Source organism: Vibrio sp. Vf1514 (genome assembly GCF_052076135.1).
Taxonomy (GTDB): Bacteria; Pseudomonadota; Gammaproteobacteria; order Enterobacterales; family Vibrionaceae; genus Vibrio; species Vibrio furnissii.
This window is the reverse complement of the sequence record NZ_CP197268.1, coordinates 329,380-352,463: the sequence shown is the minus strand read 5'-3', so window position 1 is coordinate 352,463 and position 23,084 is coordinate 329,380. Positions and strand designations below refer to the sequence as shown.

Annotated in this window: 19 protein-coding genes; 10 read left to right on the top strand and 9 right to left on the bottom strand. The window is 51.7% G+C overall.

Annotation, left to right across the window (positions count from 1 at the left end; genetic code table 11):
* Positions 1 to 41: 41 nt before the first annotated feature.
* From ACS18Q_RS16375 to ACS18Q_RS16355, 5 genes are all read left to right on the top strand, one after another.
* Positions 42 to 485, top strand: coding sequence for a hypothetical protein (locus tag ACS18Q_RS16375; RefSeq protein ID WP_038151894.1), 444 nt, complete (start codon positions 42 to 44; stop codon positions 483 to 485).
* The gene (locus ACS18Q_RS16370) at positions 482 to 1,525 is read left to right on the top strand and encodes a hypothetical protein (protein ID WP_004727706.1); all 1,044 of its coding nucleotides are present in this window, start codon (positions 482 to 484) and stop codon (positions 1,523 to 1,525) included. Before ACS18Q_RS16375 ends, ACS18Q_RS16370 begins: the two co-directional genes overlap by 4 nt.
* Before the next feature lie 355 nt (positions 1,526 to 1,880).
* On the top strand, positions 1,881 to 3,317 hold the full coding sequence (locus ACS18Q_RS16365) for a glyceraldehyde-3-phosphate dehydrogenase (RefSeq protein WP_143679513.1): 1,437 nt from the start codon (positions 1,881 to 1,883) through the stop codon (positions 3,315 to 3,317).
* Between the two features lie 468 nt (positions 3,318 to 3,785).
* Entirely contained in the window at positions 3,786 to 6,965 is a 3,180-nt protein-coding gene (locus tag ACS18Q_RS16360; RefSeq protein ID WP_441257998.1) for a DUF748 domain-containing protein, read from the top strand.
* Positions 6,966 to 7,394: 429 nt separating this feature from the next.
* Positions 7,395 to 8,891: an EAL domain-containing protein gene (locus tag ACS18Q_RS16355; protein ID WP_148228019.1), complete on the top strand. Its 1,497-nt coding sequence runs from the start codon at positions 7,395 to 7,397 to the stop codon at positions 8,889 to 8,891.
* Between the two features lie 80 nt (positions 8,892 to 8,971).
* Here ACS18Q_RS16355 and ACS18Q_RS16350 read toward each other — a convergent pair whose 3' ends face one another.
* Both ACS18Q_RS16350 and hcp read right to left on the bottom strand, forming a co-directional pair.
* Positions 8,972 to 10,015, bottom strand: a complete 1,044-nt coding sequence (locus ACS18Q_RS16350) for a 2Fe-2S iron-sulfur cluster-binding protein (RefSeq protein WP_441257997.1) — start codon at positions 10,013 to 10,015, stop codon at positions 8,972 to 8,974.
* Between the two features lie 48 nt (positions 10,016 to 10,063).
* On the bottom strand, positions 10,064 to 11,725 hold the full coding sequence (hcp, locus tag ACS18Q_RS16345) for a hydroxylamine reductase (RefSeq protein WP_004727701.1): 1,662 nt from the start codon (positions 11,723 to 11,725) through the stop codon (positions 10,064 to 10,066).
* A gap of 282 nt (positions 11,726 to 12,007) precedes the next feature.
* On the opposite strand from hcp, the gene ACS18Q_RS16340 reads away from it, so the two are divergent.
* Positions 12,008 to 12,232 carry a hypothetical protein gene (locus ACS18Q_RS16340; RefSeq protein WP_004727700.1) on the top strand — a complete coding sequence of 75 codons (225 nt, stop codon included), beginning with the start codon at positions 12,008 to 12,010 and terminating at the stop codon, positions 12,230 to 12,232.
* Between the two features lie 130 nt (positions 12,233 to 12,362).
* Here the strand turns inward: ACS18Q_RS16340 and ACS18Q_RS16335 are convergent, their stop codons facing one another.
* From ACS18Q_RS16335 to ACS18Q_RS16325, 3 genes are all read right to left on the bottom strand, one after another.
* Positions 12,363 to 12,977, bottom strand: coding sequence for a LysE family translocator (locus ACS18Q_RS16335; protein WP_014258067.1), 615 nt, complete (start codon positions 12,975 to 12,977; stop codon positions 12,363 to 12,365).
* A 72-nt stretch (positions 12,978 to 13,049) separates the two neighbouring features.
* Positions 13,050 to 13,976, bottom strand: coding sequence for a LysR family transcriptional regulator (locus ACS18Q_RS16330; protein ID WP_143679521.1), 927 nt, complete (start codon positions 13,974 to 13,976; stop codon positions 13,050 to 13,052).
* Between the two features lie 86 nt (positions 13,977 to 14,062).
* Positions 14,063 to 14,512 carry an Lrp/AsnC family transcriptional regulator gene (locus tag ACS18Q_RS16325; protein WP_004727696.1) on the bottom strand — a complete coding sequence of 150 codons (450 nt, stop codon included), beginning with the start codon at positions 14,510 to 14,512 and terminating at the stop codon, positions 14,063 to 14,065.
* A 307-nt stretch (positions 14,513 to 14,819) separates the two neighbouring features.
* Here ACS18Q_RS16325 and yjeH point away from each other — a divergent pair, with 307 nt between their 5' ends.
* A complete protein-coding gene (gene yjeH / locus ACS18Q_RS16320; RefSeq protein ID WP_038151884.1) occupies positions 14,820 to 16,079 on the top strand; it encodes an L-methionine/branched-chain amino acid transporter in 1,260 nt (419 codons plus the stop codon).
* A 65-nt stretch (positions 16,080 to 16,144) separates the two neighbouring features.
* On the opposite strand, the gene ACS18Q_RS16315 is transcribed toward yjeH, so the two are convergent.
* The 4 genes from ACS18Q_RS16315 to hutW form a co-directional block, all read right to left on the bottom strand.
* Positions 16,145 to 18,268, bottom strand: a complete 2,124-nt coding sequence (locus ACS18Q_RS16315) for a methyl-accepting chemotaxis protein (protein WP_238771241.1) — start codon at positions 18,266 to 18,268, stop codon at positions 16,145 to 16,147.
* A 331-nt stretch (positions 18,269 to 18,599) separates the two neighbouring features.
* Positions 18,600 to 19,130 carry a heme utilization protein HutZ gene (hutZ, locus tag ACS18Q_RS16310; RefSeq protein ID WP_014258063.1) on the bottom strand — a complete coding sequence of 177 codons (531 nt, stop codon included), beginning with the start codon at positions 19,128 to 19,130 and terminating at the stop codon, positions 18,600 to 18,602.
* A gap of 23 nt (positions 19,131 to 19,153) precedes the next feature.
* Positions 19,154 to 19,657 (bottom strand): heme utilization cystosolic carrier protein HutX, encoded by a 504-nt coding sequence (hutX, locus tag ACS18Q_RS16305; RefSeq protein WP_004727692.1) that lies wholly within the window; start codon positions 19,655 to 19,657, stop codon positions 19,154 to 19,156.
* Between the two features lie 14 nt (positions 19,658 to 19,671).
* Positions 19,672 to 21,027, bottom strand: a complete 1,356-nt coding sequence (gene hutW, locus ACS18Q_RS16300) for a heme anaerobic degradation radical SAM methyltransferase ChuW/HutW (RefSeq protein WP_172562811.1) — start codon at positions 21,025 to 21,027, stop codon at positions 19,672 to 19,674.
* Between the two features lie 166 nt (positions 21,028 to 21,193).
* Here hutW and ACS18Q_RS16295 point away from each other — a divergent pair, with 166 nt between their 5' ends.
* The 3 genes from ACS18Q_RS16295 to ACS18Q_RS16285 are packed head-to-tail and all read left to right on the top strand — an operon-like array spanning position 21,194 to position 23,081.
* Complete coding sequence (locus tag ACS18Q_RS16295) at positions 21,194 to 21,973, top strand: TonB family protein (RefSeq protein ID WP_441257996.1); 780 nt, start codon at positions 21,194 to 21,196, stop codon at positions 21,971 to 21,973.
* Positions 21,973 to 22,665, top strand: coding sequence for a MotA/TolQ/ExbB proton channel family protein (locus tag ACS18Q_RS16290; RefSeq protein ID WP_238820340.1), 693 nt, complete (start codon positions 21,973 to 21,975; stop codon positions 22,663 to 22,665). The genes ACS18Q_RS16295 and ACS18Q_RS16290 overlap by 1 nt, the downstream gene beginning before the upstream one ends.
* A complete protein-coding gene (locus ACS18Q_RS16285; RefSeq protein ID WP_441257995.1) occupies positions 22,662 to 23,081 on the top strand; it encodes an ExbD/TolR family protein in 420 nt (139 codons plus the stop codon). The genes ACS18Q_RS16290 and ACS18Q_RS16285 overlap by 4 nt, the downstream gene beginning before the upstream one ends.
* Positions 23,082 to 23,084 lie beyond the last annotated feature (3 nt).

Genomic DNA, 23,084 nt, shown 5'->3' with positions numbered 1-23,084 from the left:
TTTCAAGAAAGTTGAGTCAGTTAGGTGAAGGAAAACCGTTTTTGCTGAAACGAGTCTGGTTGGTTATCACATCCCTTGTGCTGTTCTGGAGTACCGCCGCGTACCCGGAGTCGTACGCCATTGTGACGCTTAATCCCAACCTGCCGCCCCTCAAAGCCAGCCAAGTCAAGATGCTGTACCGCGGCCGCTTGAGCCACATCGACGACATCAACATCTCCTTGCTCGACCTGCCGCAGAACTCCCCCCTGCGTCAGCAGTTTTATTACGGCCTTCTCGGTAAAAGCCCGGCGCAGATGCAAGCGATCTGGGCGCGGCAGACTTTTTCTGGCCGCAGCAAAGCACCTTTCGAGGCGAAACAGAGCGACATCCAAGAGGTTATCGCTTGGCTCACCCACAATAAAAATGGCATCGCTTATATCCCCGCAAGTTGGGTGACAGGCTCCGTCCATGTCATCTATGTCTTCAATAGTGAGGAACCACTATGAACGCAACGTCTCTCATTGGCTTCATTCTTTTTTCTCCACTGGCGATGAGTCAAATCAACGTCGGGGAACATCTGCGCGTCAGTGGGTTTGGCAACGTGTCTGCCGCCAAATCTGACACATCCGTGCCGATTTTTGTGCATCGGGATATTGATGACGACGGGTGTTTTGATTGTGATACCACGCTGGGATTGCAAGTGGATTGGATCCTCAATGATCGCTGGCGCGCGTCGGTGCAAGGCGTCAAACGCCCGCAAGATCATTTTTCCAGCCCCGAACTCGAGTGGGCCTATTTGGAATCGGCGTGGGGCGCTTATAGCGCGAAAGTCGGTCGCTTGCGCCTGCCGGTGTTTATGATGTCGGAATATTATTATGTCTCGGTCGCCTACCCGTGGATTCGGCCACCCCAAGATGTGTACGACAGTTTGCTGGGCATTACCCACTATGATGGCGCATCGTTTGAGTGGAATACCATGCTCACCGACACCTCACAACTGCGGGTATCGACCTTTGCAGCGCTGCCGAGTAAAAATGATTACCAGATTTACGACATGCAATACACGCTGGATGCTGATGCGGCTTACGGCTTGACGGTCGACTGGTATCGCGATGATAACGTGTTCCGTTTGGCGTATCTCACCAGTGAAGCGGATCTGCAAACCGGCGGTTACAACGTCTCGCATTACGATATGGATTTGTTGGCGCTGGGCATGAACTATGCGCTCGGTCCGTATCACCTGTTTGCCGAATACATCTACGACGATCAACTCTACTCAAACTGGTACGTGGGATTGGCACGCCAATTTGGGAAATGGCAGCCTTATCTACAATACGGACAACGGCGAAAACTGTATGACAACGACTCGTATCTGGTGGGGCTGCGCTACAACATTGTGCCCAATGTCGCGCTCAATGGAGAGTGGCAAGTGGTCAATAGCACAGAAAATGCGTTGAGCGGCCACTTCACCAAAGCGCAAAACCCAGCAACCGGCATCGAAACCCAAGCACACATTATTTCCTTGGCGATCTCGTTTACCTTTTAAGGGGGTAACTTGATGAATATTACATTTTTGTGAAACAAATAATGCAAACAAGACCGACAAGCTAGATATGAAACCAAATTAGCACGAAATAAGTCGGCCTATCTGCATTTGTCAATCGGTGAAAATACCGGCCTCCACCCCATATATTGACTGGTTTATCACCAAATTAAAGCAAAAAATTTGGTCATTATTTTTCCTAGCAGAATAACCAGTTAGCCATTACAATCCGGCCACATAAAAATAACAAACTCCCCCTATGCCAAACGCAGTCCAAACTGCGGGCAAAACCGCTGTTGTTCATCTCCCTACCGATGGACAAAAAAGCTCAACGAAACGTGAAAGGTCCCGAGTAAAAATGAGTCCAGAGAAACATCTCCTAGAATGGCAAACAAGCCAAACGATTGCTGAATCCATGTCTCCCCTCATCGGTCAGCTTTATCGTCAAAAAGGGGTGGAAGTGATCCTGTTCGGTAAAACACTGATCAACGCTGACACCATCGACATCATCAAAACTCATCGTATTGCTCGCCGTTACACCGGCTCCCCGCTTTCCCTCGAACAAACCATGCCGATCGTGCAACAACTTGCTGAGATGAACCTGTCGCCATGTCGTGTTGATATCGGTCAAATGGCACACCAATTCTGGCAATCGCATGATGACGCGCACGGTCTGAAAGATTTTCTCGCCACGGCGCTGCAAGGCGCGCTGAATGGCGATGTCATGAATGAGCCAAAAGACGTGGTTCTGTACGGTTTCGGCCGCATCGGTCGTCTGTTGGCGCGTTTGCTGATCGAAAAAAGCGGTCCGGGTTACCCACTGCGCCTACGTGCGATTGTGGTTCGCGGTGGTAAGAAAGGTGACCTCGAAAAACGCGCTAGCCTGCTGCGTCGTGACTCTGTACACGGTCAGTTTAATGGCAGCATCATCATCGATGAAGAACGTAAAGCGCTGATTGCAAACGGTAACTACATTCAGTTCATCTACGCAAACTCACCAGCAGACGTCGACTACACCGCGTACGGCATCCACGATGCCTTGGTTGTCGATAACACTGGCGTTTGGCGTGATTCTGAAGGATTGGGCCAACACCTGGGTTCGCAAGGCGCGGCAAAAGTACTGTTGACGGCGCCAGGCAAAGGCGACATCAAAAACGTCGTGTTTGGTGTGAATGAGTCGGTCATTCAGCCAGAAGACACCATCATTTCTGCCGCTAGCTGTACTACCAACGCGATTACGCCAGTGCTAAAAGCAATGCACGACAAATACGGCGTGGTCTCCGGCCACATCGAAACCGTTCACTCGTTCACCAACGACCAGAACCTGATCGACAACTTCCATAGCGGCGATCGCCGTGGCCGTTCAGCATCTCTGAACATGGTTTTGACGTCCACCGGTGCGGCAAAAGCGGTTGCCAAAGCGCTGCCTGAACTGGCTGGCAAACTGACGGGTAACTCGATTCGCGTTCCGACACCCAACGTTTCCATGGCGGTGGCGAACCTGAACCTTGAAAAAGAGACCGATAAAGAAGAATTGAACGCTTACCTGCGTGAGATGGCGCTGAACTCAAAACTGGCCGCGCAAATCGACTACACCGAATCCACTGAAATTGTCTCGACCGATCTGGTTGGCTCTCGCCACGCTGGCGTGGTCGATGGCGCAGCCACCATCGCGCAAGGCAATCGCTGCGTCCTGTACGTTTGGTACGACAACGAATTTGGCTACAGCTGCCAAGTGGTTCACTGTATGGAACAGATGATGGGCGTGCGCTACAAAACGTACCCAGCGGCTTAATCACCGCAAGACAAACACATTCAACTCCACAACATAATAACAACCAATCCTGAAGAAGGCGGTTCACGACAGATACCTCGCGTGACACACGCCTTCTGACGGCATACACACCCCCGTGCTTGCCGCCCTAACCTGATGTGGGCGGCCCTTTTTCTCTCCCTTGCGACTCTCTGCCTCTGGATACACAATAAATTCGTGTTGAATCTTATTCATACGCGTCAAATTTAGGTACACTGAACACCGCTGTTCTAATCCCCTAGATTGACCACAATCTGGCTCGACTCCTCAAGCCTCGGGTTAGGATATACAATCATAACGAAGCCCTCGTTCGGAACGCCTCATTCGGCAGTCGCGCAAAGGTGGTGACGCATCATCCAACCGGCCTGACCCACTGCCTTTGTATTGCCTGTAGGTATGAGGCCCGCGCGACGGACAAATACTGAAGTTAACAAAGGGATCTCCCCTGTTATGTCAAACGCCTTGTCACATTTTGCTCAGCGCTTTAAACAAGCGCCCAAACCGATACGCTATGGCACCTATGCGGTGTCTGCGTATGCCGTTTACGCCGTCACCTTAGGTTTAATCACCCCTGCCGTGCTCAAAGCGAAAGCGCCTGAAATCATCACGCAACAAACCGGTCGTAGCGTGGTGTTGCAGCAGGTCAGCATCAACCCATTCTTATTGCGCGCTCGCATCGATGGGTTTGCCATTCAAGAAGCAGATGAGCAGAGCGCTTTCACGCAATTTGATCGTCTGGAGCTCGAATTTAGCTTCTGGAAAAGTCTGTTCACATTCACGCCAACCGTTGATCACGTCACCTTGACCGGGCCGAAAATCGCACTGCAACGTTTGAGCGCAGGAGAACACGCGCGATTCAACTTCAGCGATATCCTTGATACCGTCGAGGCCAACGCGGCGCAAAACCCACCGAAAGACGAAGCCGACACTCACGATGCTGGCATTCCTGCGTTTCGCATCGGCAGCATTGAAATTGCACAAGGCCAATTTCATTTCAAAGACGAAGTGACGGGTGCAGCGCTCAATTACGACGGCCTGAATCTGAACCTGTCACAGTTTGACAGCCAAGCATACAGCCTCGCATTGCCGCAAAATGCGCAAGACAAGAATCTGCAACTCGCCTCAGCAGCCAACCATTACAACTTCATGATTCGAGGCGTGGATAACAGCCAGTTCACCCTCAAAGGCCAGTTCCAATTGGCACCACTGAAAGTTGAAGGTGACGTGGCATTGCAAGGTTTAACACTACCGCCCTTCTGGCCATTTACCGCCGATCAAATGCAAGCGTCCGTGACCGACGGGGCGATTGGCTTCGCCGCTCATTATCAGCTGGATCGCGAAACCGACGCGCTGCGTTATCAAGTGAGCAACGGTCAATTTAACCTTGATCATCTCACCATCAGCGATGGGCAAACACCGAAGGTGAAACTGCCGTCATTGGCCGTGCATGGCATTGGGGTGAGCAGCGAAACCCAAACCGTAGACATTGCCGATGTGCAGATCAACGGACTGTGGGTCGATGCAGCAATGGATCGCCAAGGGTTGGATCTACAAACGCTGTTTCAACCGAAACAAGCGACAAGCACTAAAACCCCTGACGCGCCAGCGCAACCTAAGTCCGACACGGAGAGCACGGCTCGCACCGATGACTCTGCAAACGGCACCGCGAATGGTACTGATGACAACGCGAATAGCACTGATGACACCGCGCCAAGTTGGTTGGTGCGCCTAAACCAATTTGCGATGACCGACACCGACATCAACGTGAAAGAAAGCGTTCAAAGTAGCGGCGTCTTCTGGCGCGTGTTCCCGCTGTCGATCAAAACCGGTCCGGTGATCAGCGATCTCAACACGCCCATTGATTACGATGTGTCACTGGCCGTCAGTTCGAATACGCGCGCGCAACCAGAGACTCCGCGTGGCGAAATCAAAACCTCAGGTAGCGTCGATGCCAAAGCGCTCAGCGCCCAGGGTCAATTGGCGATCACCGATCTCGACCTCACACAATTGCAGCCTTACCTCAAGCCGTATGTGAACCTCACGCTGGCCAAAGGCAAGTTCTCGACCCAAGGCAAGTATGCCGGTGACGCCAACGGTCAAGCGAGCTACCAAGGCTCAGCGGCGATCAACACCCTGCTGATCCGCGACACGGTACAAAACCAACCGCTGGTCAAATGGCAGGCGATGAACATCGATGCACTCAACTTCGATGCCAAGAAAAATACGCTCAAAATCAACACCATCACATTCAATGCGCCTTATGCGAAAGTGATGATTGCCAAAGATAAACGCACCAACATTGGCAACCTTGTGGTAGAAAACAAAGCGCCCGCAGCGAAGTCGGCCCCACAAGCCAAATCGGTGGCGGTGAAGACGAAAACCAGCCCAGCCAACCAGAAACCGCTGGCGATTGATATTGCCGCCGTCAAACTGGTCAACGGGTCGGCCTTCTTTGCGGATAACTCGCTGACGCCGAACTTCGCATCTGGCATTGAGTCGCTGCAAGGCTCAGTCCGTCACTTGTCGTCCACACCGGGCACCAAAGCGCAAGTGGACATCAAAGGTAAAATCGACAAATACGCGCCTGTGACGCTAAAAGGTGAGATTAACCCACTGATTGAAAAACCGTATCTGGACTTGGATTTGGTCTTCAAGAGCGTAGAACTAACCTCCGTGAACCCATATTCCGGCACGTATGCGGGCTACTACATCGACAAAGGCCAGTTGTCTCTCGCATTGAACTACAAGCTGGACAACAACCAACTGGAAGGCAACAACCATTTGGTGATCGACCAGCTCAAACTGGGTAAACCCAGTGAATCCGATCTGGCCACCAGCCTGCCGCTGACCCTTGCGATCGCCATTTTGCAAGACAAAGACGGCGTGATTGACTTGGGCGTACAAGTGTCTGGCGATGTCGAAGATCCAAGCTTCAGCTTCGGTAGCGTGATTCTAAAAGCGCTAAGCAACATCATCGTCAAAGCGGTGACTGCGCCGTTCTCACTGCTGGCGAACTTGGTGGGCTCGGACGAAGAACTCAACCACATTGCGTTTGCATTTGGTGACAATGAACTGTCCAAAGAAGAGCAAGAACGCTTGCTGAAACTGGCGCAAGCGCTGGATTCACGCCCGCAACTGAAACTGAGCATTGCGGCGTCAGTGTCTGCAAACGACGACAGTACAGCGTTGGCAGAGAAACAAGTGCAGCAAGCGATGTTGGAAGAGAGTGGCCTTGAAGCCATTCCTGACAACTTCAGTGCGAGCCGCATTGCCGATTCTGAGCCGTTGGCAGACGCCGTAGAAACGTTGGCGAAAAAACAACTGGATCTCAGCATTCGCCAAGAGCGAAACAAAGTGGAGCAACAGTTGATCGAACGCGCAGAAGGCAAAGAGGTCACGGATGAACAAATCCAAACCACCTTGCTGCTGGGACTCTACAACCAACTGGTCAATGCGACCACCATCACACCAGAGCAGTTGGGCAACCTTGCTGAAGCGCGTGCCAAAGCGGTGAAAACCTATCTGGTGGATGAAGCACACATCGCGCCTGAGCGTGTGTTCCTGCTTGACAGCAAAACGCAGCTCAAAACAGAAAGCAGCGGTGTAGACCTCACGGTCGATGCTCAATAACCCCGGTAAAACCTGACAAAACGCCCCGAACATTCGGGGCGTTTTTATTATTAGTTTTTGTTTATATTATTTAATAAATGAATTAAAACCTGAATGTTATAATTATTAAAATGTCAGAATAATATAAATTATATATCAGTATATCCTGATTAATTACCTCGCATACTCATCAACAGAAATAAGTAGAAACATTGACTATTTCATGGGTATCGACGATGATGTTCGTTCGTTTAACGGATTAAAAATACCTAATATGGCAAATAGTTACTGGTCAAACCATCCGTCACACAAACATACTCGCCATGGCAACGAGGCTGAGTTGGAATTCGATACTGTATGCAATTAATTCGAACAAAACTGAGTTATTTCCTAAAACGATTGGACCGCCAATCTTTAATACATCAGGTTATTTTGCTCGGGATTGCTTTATTGGCTTACGCTTTATTTTGTGCCTTATATAGCCATCAACGGTTTGACCGATTAGGTAAAGAATCCATCCAATTTATTGAACAGGCACTGCAACACACGCGTCAGCAAACAGAACCGTTAATCACGCTGGTGCAACATGAACGACCGTGTTCAGAGGTCGCAGGGCATCTGCGACAAAGCGTGTTCCAATCGGACTACGCCAAAGAGATCGGTATTTTTAACCATTCACCGATGATTTACTGCACCAGCACGCAAGGCTATTCCGCCGTCAACATCTATCCGTCTATTTTTGAGCGAGTCCTGCACTCCCCTTCACACGAAACACTGGCGTACACCAAAACCGCGATCACCAAAACGTATTCGCTGATCTATATTTTCGCCAACAGCGATTTAAAAGGTATCAGTATGTTGATACCGCCTCGTTATCTCACACGTATTGTGAGTGATGTGATTGATGAAGATCTACTGCCATTTGAAATTAAAGTTTATGAAAACAAAATTTTAAATAAAGAAATCAAAGAGATAATAAATACACTGCAGTTTAAGTCTTCGGTATTTCCTTTGGTCCTTGAATTTTATATTACGCCGAAAACCTACCTGCATTTTATTGTCAGTGAAGCGTGGATATTACTGTGTATCTACTTTGTGATGTTGTCTGCATATCTGTACAAGCGCAAAAAACTGCTGCAAAAACAAAGCTTAGAAAGTTCTATTTTGCATGCACTGCGTGAACGCCAATTTGATGTCTATTTTCAGCCGATCGTCAAAGCCTCCACCCAACACGTGATTGGCTGTGAAGCCTTGCTGCGCTGGAACCACCCGACGCAGGGGCAAATTCCGCCCACCATATTTATCCCCCTCGCCGAGCGATTGGGTTTTATTGAACAACTGACAGATTTTGTCATCGACCGCGCGTTGGCACTGGTCGACAACAACGCCGAACTGATGCAAGGCAAGTACATTGGCGTCAACATTGATCGCAGCTTGATGTGCAATGAAGCGTTCACCTATCGCATGGTGGAGCGCGTGAATGCAAACCCAAGCTTTGCGGAATACATCGCATTTGAAATTACAGAAAATGGCGATTTCAGCGAACAGGAACTCAAAATCGTTGAACGTAATTTTCAGCGTTTGACTCAGTCTGGCATTCGCTTGTTGGTGGATGATTTTGGCACGGGGTATTCCGGGCTCAATTTCGTGCGTCAGTTCCATTTCGACACGTTAAAAATCGACCGCGTGTTTGTGAAGAATTTAGGCCACGAGCTGCATCTCAACAACTTGTTGGTGTCGATGCTGCAACTCGCACAGAGCTTGAATATGCAGGTGATTGTGGAAGGGGTGGAAACACAGGAACAGCTCGATATTTTGCGCGAGCTGGGCGTGGACTACATTCAAGGCTATTTTTACGCAAAACCGCTGCCGGTGTGCGCGTTTATCACCTTTTTGAATCAACACACGCAGTGCGATGAAGGCCAGCTGTCACTGGCCCTCCAATAGTTCAGCGATTGATGGCGTCACTGCGCCGCATTGCGTTGACGCGACTTGAGTAGGCGTGACTTGAGTTGACACAACATTGATTAGTTGAGCGCAACATCAACGTCCGATTCAATCACCGTGGAGCAGGCCAACACGTATCCCTGCGCAATCTCGTCAACCGTTAAGGTGTCCTGACTGTGACTGCGAACCGTTCCCGAGGTCACGCGGCATTTGCACGATCCGCAGATGCCACTGCGACACGCGGCGATAATCGGCAGTTGACCCGTTTCCAGCGCTTCGAGCAATAGGCTTTCACTGGGCGCGTCGATTGTCGCGTCAAACGCCGCCACGCGTACTCGAACCGACGCATTGCCCACTGGCACGGGCTCGGTCACCGCTGAAGTCAAGCTCTCTTGGTAAACTGGTGTAAAGCTCTCTTGGTAGAAATGCTGCATGTCAAACTCAAGCGCCTGTAAGTAACGCTCGACATCCTGCATAAAGCCCACTGGCCCGCACAAATAAACCGTGCGCTGATGCAGGTCGGGAATCAAATGTTGCAGCCCCGCTTGATCCAAACGCCCCTGCGCATGTTCAGTGCCGCTGGCATCTTTGAGCAATAATTTGAGATGAAACTGCGGATAAGCCGCGGCCAGTTGTTGCAATTCGCGCGCATAAATCGTTTCCGAGAGGCTGCGCGCCACATGCAGAAAATCAATCGCCACGTTGCCCTGCGCAAGCCACGTTCGCGCCATCGACATCACGGGCGTAATGCCACACCCAGCGCTGATCAACACCACTTTCTCGCGCGGTGGGCAATCGACCGTGTTGAATTGCCCTTGCGGCTTCATCACGCGAATCACATCCCCCGCAGTGAGGGACTCCACCACGTGGGTCGACACTTGACCGCCCGCCACGCGTTTGACGGTAAATTGCAATACCGACTGCGTTGGCATCGAGCTGATGGAATAGGCGCGAAACACCGTTTGACCGGCAATCTCAAACCCCAAACTGGCAAATTGACCCGGTTTGAAATCAAATGCCACCGTATCGGGTGAGGCCAGCTCAAAGCTGACACAGTCTGGCGTTTCCATCCATTTACGCGCGCACACCAATTCGAGAATGTCCTGTTCTGCCCAAGCAGACATAATGCTCTCCTCTTGTTGTCAGGCCCTGCACGCAGGGCCTGATTGTGATTACGCGGCGAGAATGGTCGCCAGATCGTTTTCGACTGTGGTGATGCTGCGCATATCAAACTGCGCTTGCAGCACTGCCATCAGGTTCGGCGTCAGGAACGCTGGCGCCGTTGGGCCGGTATAAATGCCTTTCACGCCCAGTGCCAACAAGGTCAGCAAAATCACAATCGCTTTTTGTTCAAACCAAGACAGCACCAACGTCAGCGGCAAGTCATTCACGCCGCAGTCAAATTCGTTTGCCAGCGCCAATGCCAACTGAATGGCCGAATACGCATCGTTGCATTGGCCGACATCGAGCAAACGTGGAATGCCGTTGATGTCGCCAAATTCATTTTTGTTGAAACGGAACTTGCCGCATGCCAGCGTTAGAATCACGCTGTCTTGTGGGGCTTGTGCGGTAAAGTCGGTGTAGTAGCTGCGCTCTGCTTTGTCGCCGTCACACCCGCCGACCAGGAAGAAGTGTTTGATGTTGCCCTGTTTCACTTGATCAACCACCGCAGGCGCTGCCGCCATCAATGCGTTGCGACCAAAACCAACGGTAATGTAGTGCTCAATTTCGTCATATTGGAAACCCGGTTGCGCCAGCGCACACGCGATCACGGCGCTGAAGTCGTCCCCTTCCACATGCGCCACGCCCGGCCAGCCCACAATGCTGCGGGTAAACAGGCGATCCGCGTACTGACCCACATTCGGGTTCAGCAGGCAGTTTGACGTCATCACAATCGCACCCGGGAAGTTAGCAAACTCTTTTTGTTGGTTCTGCCAAGCGCTGCCGTAGTTCCCCACCAAGTGCGGGTATTTGTTCAATTCTGGATAACCGTGCGCAGGCAGCATTTCACCATTGGTGTACACATTGATGCCTTTGCCAGCGGTTTGTTGCAGGATTTTTTCTAGATCATGCAGATCGTGGCCAGACACCAAAATACATTTGCCTTTGACCGGTTTCACGTTCACTTGGTTGGGCGCTGGGTGACCAAAGGTTTCAGTTTCGCCTTTATCCAACATTTCCATGATGCGGTAGTTCATCATGCCGATCTGCATCGCAGTCTTCAGCAGCGCGTCGATGTCGGTTGGATCCGTACCCAACCACGCCATGATCTGGTGATATTCCGCGTACACTGCATCGTCGGTTTGGCTCAGCACGCGCGCATGTTCCATGTAAGCCGCAGCACCTTTGAGGCCATATAAACACAGCAAACGCAGGCCAATGATGTCTTCGTGCAGGCTCTCTTTGCCACGGTTCACCGCCGCCGTCGGTGCAAATGCCAGCAGCGCCGCTTTGTCCTGTGGCAGTTCAAACTCAGCCGCCGCTGACAATGTTGGAATCTCAAAGCCAGTCAACGTCGCCGCTGCACGGACCTGTTGTTCCAATTGACGTTTGTATTGATGAGATAACTGAGCAAATTCAATAATGCGGTCAGGGTCGAAGTTGACGTTGGTCAACGTCGCGAAGAAGGCTTTCGGCGCCCACTGATCGATCGCGTCGATCGTCACACCGCATGCGCGGCCCAGATTGGCCCAAAATGAGACACCCTGTAATGAATACACCAGCACGTCTTGCAGGTCTGAGACTTCTGCTGTTTTGCCACACATGCCTTGGGCATAGGCACAACCTTTCACAGCAGGGGTAGATAGGGTTTGCTCGCATTGAATACAGAACATATTGAAGCTCCAGAGTGATGAGGGCGAGTTTATCTCGCTTATTTATGCTTTCCGCAGCTCTTATGGCATATTGCGTGCCAATTTTTATCTATATGATTTATATGTTATTTATCATATTCATTACATTTTACAAGGTCATTTCGACCACGCAAAAATCAGGTAAAAACACTCAAACAGGTCATTATGACTCGAATCCTATTCTGAATATCTTGATGATCTTGTTCATGTTTGATTCATCTTGACCCAGTTAGAGTAACCACTCATGACACAGAGGAGCAGAACATGTATCGATTTCTAGTCACCACACTGGCTCTGATCACCGGATTCTTCGCTTTGATGTTTAGCCTGTTACTGGCAATTCCCTTGGCTATCGCCGCCGTCATCACAGGAAAACGTCTGGAAAAGCAACTGAAACGTCGCCCGTTTTATCAGGCGCAGGGTAACCCAGGCCATGTCATTGATGGCGAGTTTGAAGACGTATCCGGCGGCCATCACCGATCATCGTAATCACAGACACAACAAAGCCGCTGGCATCACATGCTCAGCGGCTTTTTCTTTGGGATCACTTATTTTTTTGGAATAAATTTTTCTTTGGGATAAACGGAGGTCGTGCCGAGACAAGGCAACCCCAGGGCAATTACACCGTCATCACCACACGCACAGCCAATGCAATCAAAACTACGCCGGAGATACGGTCGATCACCACCGCTTTCGCGCGCAACTTGTTCAGCAGTTTGGGGCTCGACAGCACGAACGTGATCAAGGTGTACCAAAGGCCATCAACGACCCACGGCGTCATCACGATCGCCGCTTTACTGCCCACACCGCTGCCAACAGCCACGTACTGACTGAACAGTGCGATGAAGAACAATGCGATTTTTGGGCTAAGCAGTGAAATCATCAGGCCTTCTTGCGCCGATTGCCACACCGTCACCCGCTCGCCCGATTCCAATTTCGCTGCCACACCGCCTTTCGAACGCAGGGCGTTTAATCCCAAATACGCCAGATAAAATGCGCCCGCGTAACTCACGGTCTTAAACACCAATGGCGATTGATGCAACACCACCGCCAAACCAATTAAGGTGATAAACGCATAGAAACCAATCCCGCACGCATGCGCCCACGCCGCTGCGAGGCCATTTTTTCGGCCGCCCGCCAGCGTATGTTTGGCAACAGTTGCCAAGCTTGGGCCCGGTGACATCGCACCTAAAATTGAGATAGTAAGAAGGGAAAGCCAAACCGTGAATGTCATAGAAACTCCTTAGTGAAGTCACGACATTAACAAGCCTTGCGTATTAATTGAAATCAACAATTCTCATGAAAGCTATGATTTGTAATCATACCCAATCGAATAAGAGGTTTCGGTCATGATGGCATGGACTAACGTTCGCGCCCACTGATGGGAAGCTTGATTGTCGTATTTGGCATGCCACAACAGCCAATACTTGTGCAGTGGCGTCGTCACGGGCAAGCGTTTGTACACCACGTCATAGTGGTGTTGAAGGTTGTTGGCAATGTGCTCCGGCACCACCATCAAATGCTGACTAAGACACAAGGAGCGAAACGCCGCGGAGAAAAACGGGACTTTCAAGGCGACTCGGCGTCGCTGGCCTAATTTGGCCAACGCTTCATCGATGTAGGTGTCTTTATCGCCGCCGCCAATCACTTTGATGTGCGCGTAATCGAGCAAATCGTCGACCGTGAGCGTGGCTTGCGCGGCCAACGGATGCTGATTGTGCATCGCCACCACCGGATAATCGGCGCCAATCAGCAACGACGACACGCCGACCGGCGGCTCTGGCGACATGGTGGAGGCAAGTTGAATGTCGGATTCTGCCATCTGCGGCAGTAAGTCGGGCTGCCAAAGAGAGTATTTGACCGACACCTGCGGCGATTGCACCGCCATCGCTTCAACAATCTCTGGCAAGATAAATTGCGCCACGTAGTCACTCGACGCCAACACAAACTCCCCTTTCCACTGTGCTGGTTCAAATTCAGCCTCCACCATCAGCTCATCGAGTTCGAGAAACCAATGCTCGAGTTTGGCTTGAAGCTGTAACGCTTTCGGTGTCGGGATCAACTGATTGCCATCACGCACCAACAGCGGATCGGCAAACAGCTCGCGCAACTGACTGAGCTGCCGACTCACCGCAGACTGCGTGATGTTGAGTTTATGGGCGGCTTGGCTAACGTGGCACTCATCCAGCAGAACTTTGAGCGAGCGCAGTAGATTAAGGTTGATGTGATTCATACGTCACTCACCTGTCGGCTGGTTGGTAAGACATCGTTGCGGGCCATCGCCTGCTCACCTTGTTCCACACTCGGTTGTGCGTTCATTCACACCTGCTTTTTGGTATTGAAAAACTCTTTGAGTACCGCGTGCGTCATCAAATTCCGCAGTTGCGGGTTGAGCTGCAATTCATCGCGAATCGCATTGAGCTCTGCCATGCTCTCCACTTCCACATACAGCATCAAATCGGTTTCCCCGCTGATGGCATGGCACCATTTGATCCCCGGCAGTTGATACAGTTTTTCGGCATACCGCTCACACGAATGCAAACTGGCCGAGGTATCAAACTTCAGCGCGAAGTAAGCGCACACATTGTTATTTGTTTCGGGCTGCGCCACTTGAGCGTGGTAGCCCAAAATGACTTTATCCTGTTCGAGTTTCTTGATTCGGGCCGTAATGGCGGAACGGGAAAGACTCACTTCACGTGCGATGTCACTCACAGACATTCGCGCATCACGCCGAAGTAAGTTGATGATCTGGTTGTCAAATTTATCCATTTTTATAATTTCCACACAAATAGGTTTTTCGTCGCACAGTCACGGTGAAAAACCACCAACTTATCCTGTTGATTCCTCGCTAATTTGACATAAATTTCCCAGTGAGACTACTTGTTCTCACACTTTCCGCATACTTTAACCGTCAAAATGACGGTAAAGCCAAGAAAATGCGTCAATTTGACGTGAAAGCCAGCCACTTTGGCAGATGCATAAACAACAACTTAAGCGTATCCTTTTTCCCATAAGCCCTATGTTGGTGCAATGCCAAATGGACAGGGAATCATAATAAAGATCAGGGAACGAGAACGTGCAGCAACTCAGACAAGACATCACTCTTTTGTCCGGTATCGGGCAGCTTTCAACAACATTAATGGGGACGGGCTTATTCATGATTCCTGCCATTGCGGCTGGGATTGCGGGCGAGTTCTCGTTGTGGGCGTGGTTGATTTTGTTTGTCGCCATCTGCCCGATCGCCCTGACCTTTGCCGCCTTGGGTAAACGTTACCCAAACGCCGGTGGCACAGCCTATTTCGTCCGACAAGCGTTTAACGCCCGCTTAGAGCGCGCGGTCGCTTGGCTTTTTGTTAGCGTCATTCCTGTAGGCGTTCCCGCAGCAATTGCTTTGGCTGCCGGGTTTTTACAGCAGCTGTTACCCGCTCCGATTGACCACCCTTTATTGGCACAGGCGCTGACCATCGCGCTGCTGATTGGTGTCAATTTGGCGGGTACCAAATCCTCCGGCCGTCTGCAAACGGTCATCGCGTTAAGCATCTTTGTGCTGATCGCCTCTTTCTTTGTGGTCGGTGATGTCAGCAGTGACGATCTGAAGATGCCACCGTTAACCCAAGCATCGATGTGGCCTATCGGCGCCGCGCTGGGGGTCATGTTCTGGTGTTTTGTCGGCATTGAAGCTTTCGCGCACATGGGAGAAGAGTTTAAGAATCCGCAACGCGATTTTCCGATTGCGATTCTGGTGGGCTGTTTTGTCGCCGGTGCAACCTATTGGGTCTGCTCGGTGGTGATCCTGAAATTTGGCGCCTACGGCAGCCCCCAATTTGATAGCGCATCGATTCCATGGCTGAGCGATCAACTGTTCGGCGCCAACGCTGCCATTTTGATCAGCCTAGTGGGTTTTTTCGCCTGCTTTGCCAGTGTGAACCTCTACACGCAAAGCCTGTCGCGTATGGTGTGGACACAAGCGCGTGAATATCGTCCAAACAGTGCTGTGGCGAAATTGTCACGCCGCGGCGTGCCCGCGCACGCCACGTGGATCGTCGGCCTCATTTTGTTGGTCTCTTGTGTCGTCGCCCAGTGGTCTGGATTGAATCTGGAATTCTTCCTGAAACTGGCCAACAGCATTTTTGTGCTGGTTTACCTGTTGGCGATGTTCGCCGCCTACAAACTGCTGCACGGTTTTGCCAAAGTACTGGCCGCCATCGCGCTGCTGCTGTGTACCGGTGTATTTATCTGTTTGGGTTGGTCAATGTTTTATGCGCTCGGCATCTTCGCGCTGCTCGCCGTGCCTTGGAAAAAATCGGCGCGCACGCCGCACCCAACCTCGAAATAAGCCAACCTCATTCAACGTGAAAAGGCGGGTCTCCCCGCCTTTTTTGATCGCGCCAGAAGCGTCCGTTACGACGCCTTGCTCACTTCAAATCGCCCAACCAGTTGGTCGAGTCGCTGCAATGAGTTTTGCATCAACGTGGTACGCCGCGCCAACTGGGATGAGGCTTCCTGCAATTTCACCACGGTGTGCTGCGCCGAATCGGCGGTTTGGCGATGCTCTTCACTGTTGCGCGCAATGCCTTGAATCAAGGTAAACAACCCCGTGACGGACGAACGCAGTTGCTCACTCCGCGCGGAATCATCGACGATTTGGGTGCTATTTTCGACGTTTGTGATGCCTTCTTGCATGTAACGCACCGCCAGCTCCGATTGGCTGTGCAGCGCTTTCATCAAGTCGCCAATGTTGTTGGCCGCCTGTGAGGTTTTATTCGCCAACACGCGGACTTCATCGGCCACCACCGAAAATCCGCGACCGTGCTCACCCGCGCGCGCCGCTTCGATGGCCGCATTGAGCGCCAACAGGTTCGTTTGGGCAGTAATTTCAGTAATCAACGCGACAATGCCGCCGATTTTCTGCATTTCGCTGTTCACTTCGTTCACCGTCTGCGCCGACGATTGCACAATGGTTTTGATGTCGTGTGCGCTTTCCGCGGCCTTTTGATAATCCAACTGCGCCGCTTCGACCGTTTCCTGCATCAACACATTCATTTCATTGGCCGTGTCGTTGGCATTGTTGATCTCCTGGCTTTGAATCCCAGCCAGAGACAGCATGTCGGTGATCGAGGTCGCGGTGGTGTCACTGGTCGACAGCAACAATTGACTGCGACGAAACATCGACTCTGACACGCTTTGCACTTCGCGGCTGGCAAACACCAACTCTTTGATGATGCCTTCAAGGCTGTCGATAAAACTGTTGGTCCAGCGCCCCAAATCGCCTGTTTCATCGGCTTTAAACCGACTGGCATCCAATCGCCGAGTTAAGTTGCCATCCCCTTCCGCCAGAACCTGCATCACTTGCGTCATACTTTCAAGGTGCTTGGCCATCGGCCGCGAGGTAAAACCATGGAACAGCCCGACCGCCAGCGCGCCCATCAGCAGTGACAAGAGCAGCAACTGCCACTCTTGTAGCGGATACACGTAACTGACTAGAAAGGGCAGCAACAATGGCGCGAAGATACTCAGCGTGAACTGTTGGTCGAGTGTTTGTGCCAACGAGCGATGGCGATAGACCTCTTCCAGATCCGATTCACACATCATGCCCCAACGATCCACCGAACCCGGCATGGTGAACGTCACCCCTTTACCAATCACGGGAATGTGGCGATAGTCCGAATACCCCGGATATTCGACAAACAAGTTGCTGCCGTTTTTAATTGTTTCACGCACCCCGGGATGCAATTGGTTGGTGGCCGGATCGTTAAACACAATTTCAAATTCAGTGTGACGCTGCACTTTCACCACGCCCCAACGCGTGTTCACGCCTTCCTTGAGGTTTTCCCCATGAGAAAAACGGTTGTCTTCAAAGCGCGAACGCGACAGCGCCACGCCCTGTTGAATCGACGGGTCAAACTGCGATTGCACCATAAACAGGTAGTTATCGCCCGATTCGCTGTAGATGTGCCCCGCTTCCCGTTGAATCAAATCCCCAATCACATCATTGGGTACGCGGCCACACAAACAGCCAATCTGCACACCATCGTTGATCAGAGGTTGGTAGAACATCAGCGTCACTTCATCATGGAACAGCGAACTCGACGGCCCGATGGCTAACGTAACATCGTCACGATAAGGCCCGTGCAAAAACGGTTGCGTCAATCCGGTGCGTAACGCGGACATCGACACGACCGACTTTCCCTGCTGAGGCGGATAAGTGGAGTCCACAATTTTTCCTTCGGGCGAAACAATAAACAACTCAGACAAGTCGCTGCTGCGTTTGAGCAACCGATTGAGTGTGTCTCGATATTCTTGAGGGGATTTGGTCGCGACATAAAGCGCGGCATCGTGTAGAAATGACCATTCATTCTCCGCCCAAGTGGTGAGAATCTGAACCCGCGTGTTGGCAATGTTTTCAAAGGTTTGCTGTAGCGATCCGGTGCGTTTCCGGTTCATAAAACACGCTTTGCGCATCGCCAATTTTCCGGTCTGACCCAGCCATGGAAGCCATCCTCGCTCCGCCGACGTTAACTGCATAAATCCACCATCCATGTGTATTATTATTCAATTAAACTATGCAAAGCACGTTCCAAAAATTGAGAAACAATACGCTGTGCTGAATTTCACGCCTGCGAAAAACGACTTCACTAATCCTGACGTCGTCACTAGGACAACTCTCTTATGTTATTGAATTGTTTCATTTAAATTTGCACCAAACCAATGCATCATATGCACAATGATGTACCACAATGCACTATATTGGTGATGATGCCGATTTCTTACCCACATCCACAGGTGAATCTGGCATGAAAAAGGGCTGCGATGTGCAGCCCTTAGATTTACTTTGATGCCGTGACGCGCAACGCGATCAGCCGTTTGAGATCTTGCGATGCCCTTCTTGCAGATGAACAAAGTCCACCAAATCATCGCCAGATACTTGATACGCTTGACCAAAGCCTTTCACGAACAGGCCTTTTTCTGGTTTTAGGCAGTACAGGGTGAAATCTTCGAGTTGGCTCAGGCCATCAATGATCTCACCGAAGCGATCTTTCATTTGACCAATCACCTGTTGCCACAACGCCGCATCACGAGGAACACTTTTGGCAACCGCATCAAACGTTAGACGTTTACGCGCAAAGAGTTGCTTTGCATCGCTTTCGTCTTCGATCATCATGATCGACACCTGAGGGTTGATATCCAGGTTACGGGCATGACGGGCAATGTGGGAAATCAGAATGAAGTACCCTTCCTGGTTTTGCACAAACGGGGCGTAACTGACATTCGGGCGACCGTCTGCATCGACAGTGGCCAGTTGCAGCGTGGCACGTTCCTGACGAAACGCTTGGATTTCCGGCTCCAGACGTCCTTGCAGGCGCTCCTGCTTTACTTGCTGATCCATTTACTTTCTCCTCAAACCGATCATTATTTTTGTAGTTGTTGTTGCCATGCTTTAAAGCGAGTGACTTGGTCGGATAACAGCTCACGCTTTTCGTCCCGTCCCAAATACACCTTAAAAATGTTGTCGCCCTGCGCGCTGAAAAAGCCAAAGTAGTGGCTTTCACGTCCCATAAACGGCTTGCTGACCAACGCAATGTGCGCAATGGTATCGAGCTTCAAGTGGCCATGCAGCTGACCGTCACGCCCCATCAAATTGTAGTAGCCGCGCGCCATTTTCCCTTTCGGTAGTGGGGCTTTGACCTCAAAAATCGAACCAAACGACTGGACGATGGTGGTCACGGTGCCCCAATCGGCAATGTCGCTCAGCAGGGTTTCAGCGTCACTGCCCGCCAACACGGCGACCATCTCTGCTGGCAGCGCGTTGACCACATCAAATTCAGACACATTGAGACGTTCAGCCATCGCCGCAGGTAACAATGTGGGTTCTTGTTCAAGTAGCTGCGCCACTTGCTGTTGTAGAGATTCCATAGTTCTATCCGAGGTTATTGCGCAATACGATGTTGCGCCGTGTTGGTTTGTAAAACCTGAATGCAGGCTTGCGCCAAGGTGACGGACCAAAAGCGCCCCGCCAGTGTCAGAACCAGATACGCATCGTCATTGGTGACGAGCCCGCGCTGCGCCCAATGCGCAAACAGCGGTTTGAGCCGGTCAAAACTGTCGCCGCCATCAATCTGTTGGAACGCAGAACGCGCGACCACGCCAGCATCAAATCCGGCTTTCAACGTCGCAAATACCGGTTCCAACGCATGCTGCGCGAACATCATCGCGATGGGCGTTTCGCCTCGTTTCACCGCGTCCATATACGCTGGCAGTTGGCGATGTTGCATCAGTGAATACCCACCGACATTCCCGCCCGCGCCGCAGCCAATCGGCAACACTTGCGCATAGGTTTTGGCCAGCGAGTTGTATTGGCTGCGCTCACGATTGTCACGCGCCCAATGGTTCACACTTAATGGTTTGAGGTGATGACGCGCGAAAAAGTTCACGCCCAGCTCATACATCGCCGCTTTGTCTGGCGTGGTCGCTGGCGGTGGCAAACGCCCTTTTTCCACCAAGTTGAGCATCGGTGCTGAGCCGCCCACAACCAGTTGGTACAAGTCGACACCATGCGCGCCAGTTTGCAAATAATCACGTAAATCTTGCTCGAAGACGTCCAGTGTTTGATGCGGCAAGCCGTACAGCAAATCGATCACGATGGGCGCCTGTTGCGTAGCACTGAGGTCGCTCAAACGCTGCAAGACCGTTTCTCGCTCATCCAAGCGTTTGGCACTGCGGCGTACCAAGGTATTGAAACTCTGCACGCCAAACGAAAAGCGGTTAAAGCCCCCTTCCAAAGCGTGATCAAACATTTCATCGCTAAAGCGGTTGGTGCGCCCTTCGAGGGTGATTTCACAATCGCTGCTGAGGGGGAAGTAGTGACGAATGGCTTGTCCGAGCTGACGAATTTGCGCAGGGGACAAATCCGTCGGCGTGCCGCCGCCAACGTACACGGCGTGAAACACGCCCGATTGGGTCCACGGCAACGCTGCTTTGGCGCGTAGCTCGGTCATCAAGGCGGCAAAATAGCCGTCCACCAGTTCACGACTGGCTGCATTCTGAAAAAAGTTACAGAAGGTGCAACGCACGCGACAAAACGGCACGTGAATGTACAAACAACGCTGAGTGGCGTGGGTGGTTTGATTCGCGATGCGATCCCACGTCGATTGGGCCAATGGCGGCGGCACAGGCACCACGCCGCCACCCGCGTGTGCGGAGTGTTTAGCCTTGAATGCGAAACGCAGCGGATCTGGGGTCTCTAACCCAAGAATTGATTCATCAAAATTATTTAAATCCAACATACATTATCTCTAGCGAATGCTTGATACGACTGGTCTCGAGCATCCTTCTGTACAAAGTGACAAAATGATAGATACAGATAAATGAGAATGCAATTGATAATTGATCTTATTTGCATGTTGGGTGATAATTCTGAAACTTACTAACCCACAGGCTTTGGAGCTGAACGTGAATTTTCCAAGATATGTTGTCGCAGGCGGCGTTTCTCTTGCACTGCATGCCGCATTCATGTTGGTGGCAAACCAATCCATTGCGCTGGCGATGCCCGCTGGCAATCAGTCCACATCCGTCGCCATTAATTTCGTCGCCGCCCCGCAGCCCGCACCGCAGCAAGCGAAGGAACGCGTTGTCGAAAAAACAGTGCCAGACAAAACAACGCCGCAAGCCGCACCGGAACCTGCGCCGCAATCCCCCGCCAAGGTGGTGAAACACACCGCAGTGCCCAAAGCGATACCTAAAGCGACACCCAAAATCACGCCGAAGCGCGTCAAACCCACGCCGTCGAAGCCAACGGCCGACACCGTGGCTAAATCGACCGCCCCCATCGCCACACCAGCGCCCAAACCTGAACCGGTGAAGCCCAAGCCCGCCGCAAAGCCCGTCGAACCGGTAGCTGCGAGCAAACCCGCCCCCATCGTCAGCAGCCAAGGCGCCAATGCCACACCGATGATGGTGGATCGCCCGTCATTTGTCTCTCGCCCGGTGCGTCCAAGCTATCCGCGCTTGGCGCAAAAACGGGGCATTGAGGGCGTGGCAACGTATGAAGTGTGGCTCGATGAACACGGCCGCCAAATCAAACAGATTTTAATTTCGTCTTCCGGTACTGCGATGTTGGACCAATCCGCTCTGGATGCCATCAAACAGTGGAAGTTTTCTCCGCACATCATCAACGGTGAAGCGCTTGCTCACCGAGTGCAAATCCCCGTTCGTTTTAGGTTGGATGGATAATGGAACCGCTACATCAATTACAACAACAACTCGGCCTGATGACTTGGCCACTGCTGATCTGCTCCGCGCTGACGGTCATGATTCTGGCTGAACGCGCATTTCAGGTGATCTTGAGCTTGGGCGTCGGAAAAGGGGCGATTCGTCGTCACTTGAATGGCATTTCCCCCACCAACGCCACGCAACTTGAAGCGCTTGCCGAGGCGTTGGCAGGCAAGCGTCCATTGTTATATCGCTCCGTCGCAATGCTATTGGCGCACCATGCGTTTCCCAAAGCATTACGCGAAGATGCGGCGGGCATTTGGTTGCAAGAAAAGCGTCATCAACTCAACGCCGGATTGCGTCTGCTGACGCTCATTGGCGTCATCAGCCCGTTGATTGGTCTGCTCGGCACTGTGCTGGGCCTGATTGAAATGTTCAAAGGCGTCGCCGCCTCAAGTGGCAACATTACCCCAAATGATCTGGCCGATGGCCTTGGCATTGCGATGCGCACCACCGCTGCGGGGTTGATGATTGCGCTGCCCGCCATCGCCGGCGCGCAGTTACTGAGCTTATGGGCCGACAAAGTGATGGCCAAGCTTGAACACACGCTCAACTACGTCAATCTGTGGCTGGAAGGCATCAGCCTCAATACCCATGATGCGCGCCGCACGCAAGACAGCAACGCCACTTCACCTGAAGTGAGTACACCATGATCAAAAGCGCGCCCTATAAACGTGATTTTGGATTAACGCCGGATCTCACGCCGCTGCTCGACATCATTTTCATCGTGATGGTGTTTTTGATGCTCACCGCCGCGGTGAAGCTCGACTCGCTGGACGTGAGTTTACCCACCAGCGATTCGGCGGCAGTGACCACGGTGGCGTCGCAATCTCTCACCATCAACATCACCGCCGAAGCGCCGTATTGGGCCATCGACGGTCAGGCATATCTGGACTGGCACAACTTCACGCTCGCTTTGCGGGAAGCCCATCAACACCATCAGCGCCCGATCGTGATTGGTGCCGATAAACATGCGCAAGTCCAGCATCTGGTCAAGCTGCTGGCCTTCTTACAAGACAACGGCATTCCAGCCACACAACTCTTAACCGAAAAACCTTCAACAGAATGAGAT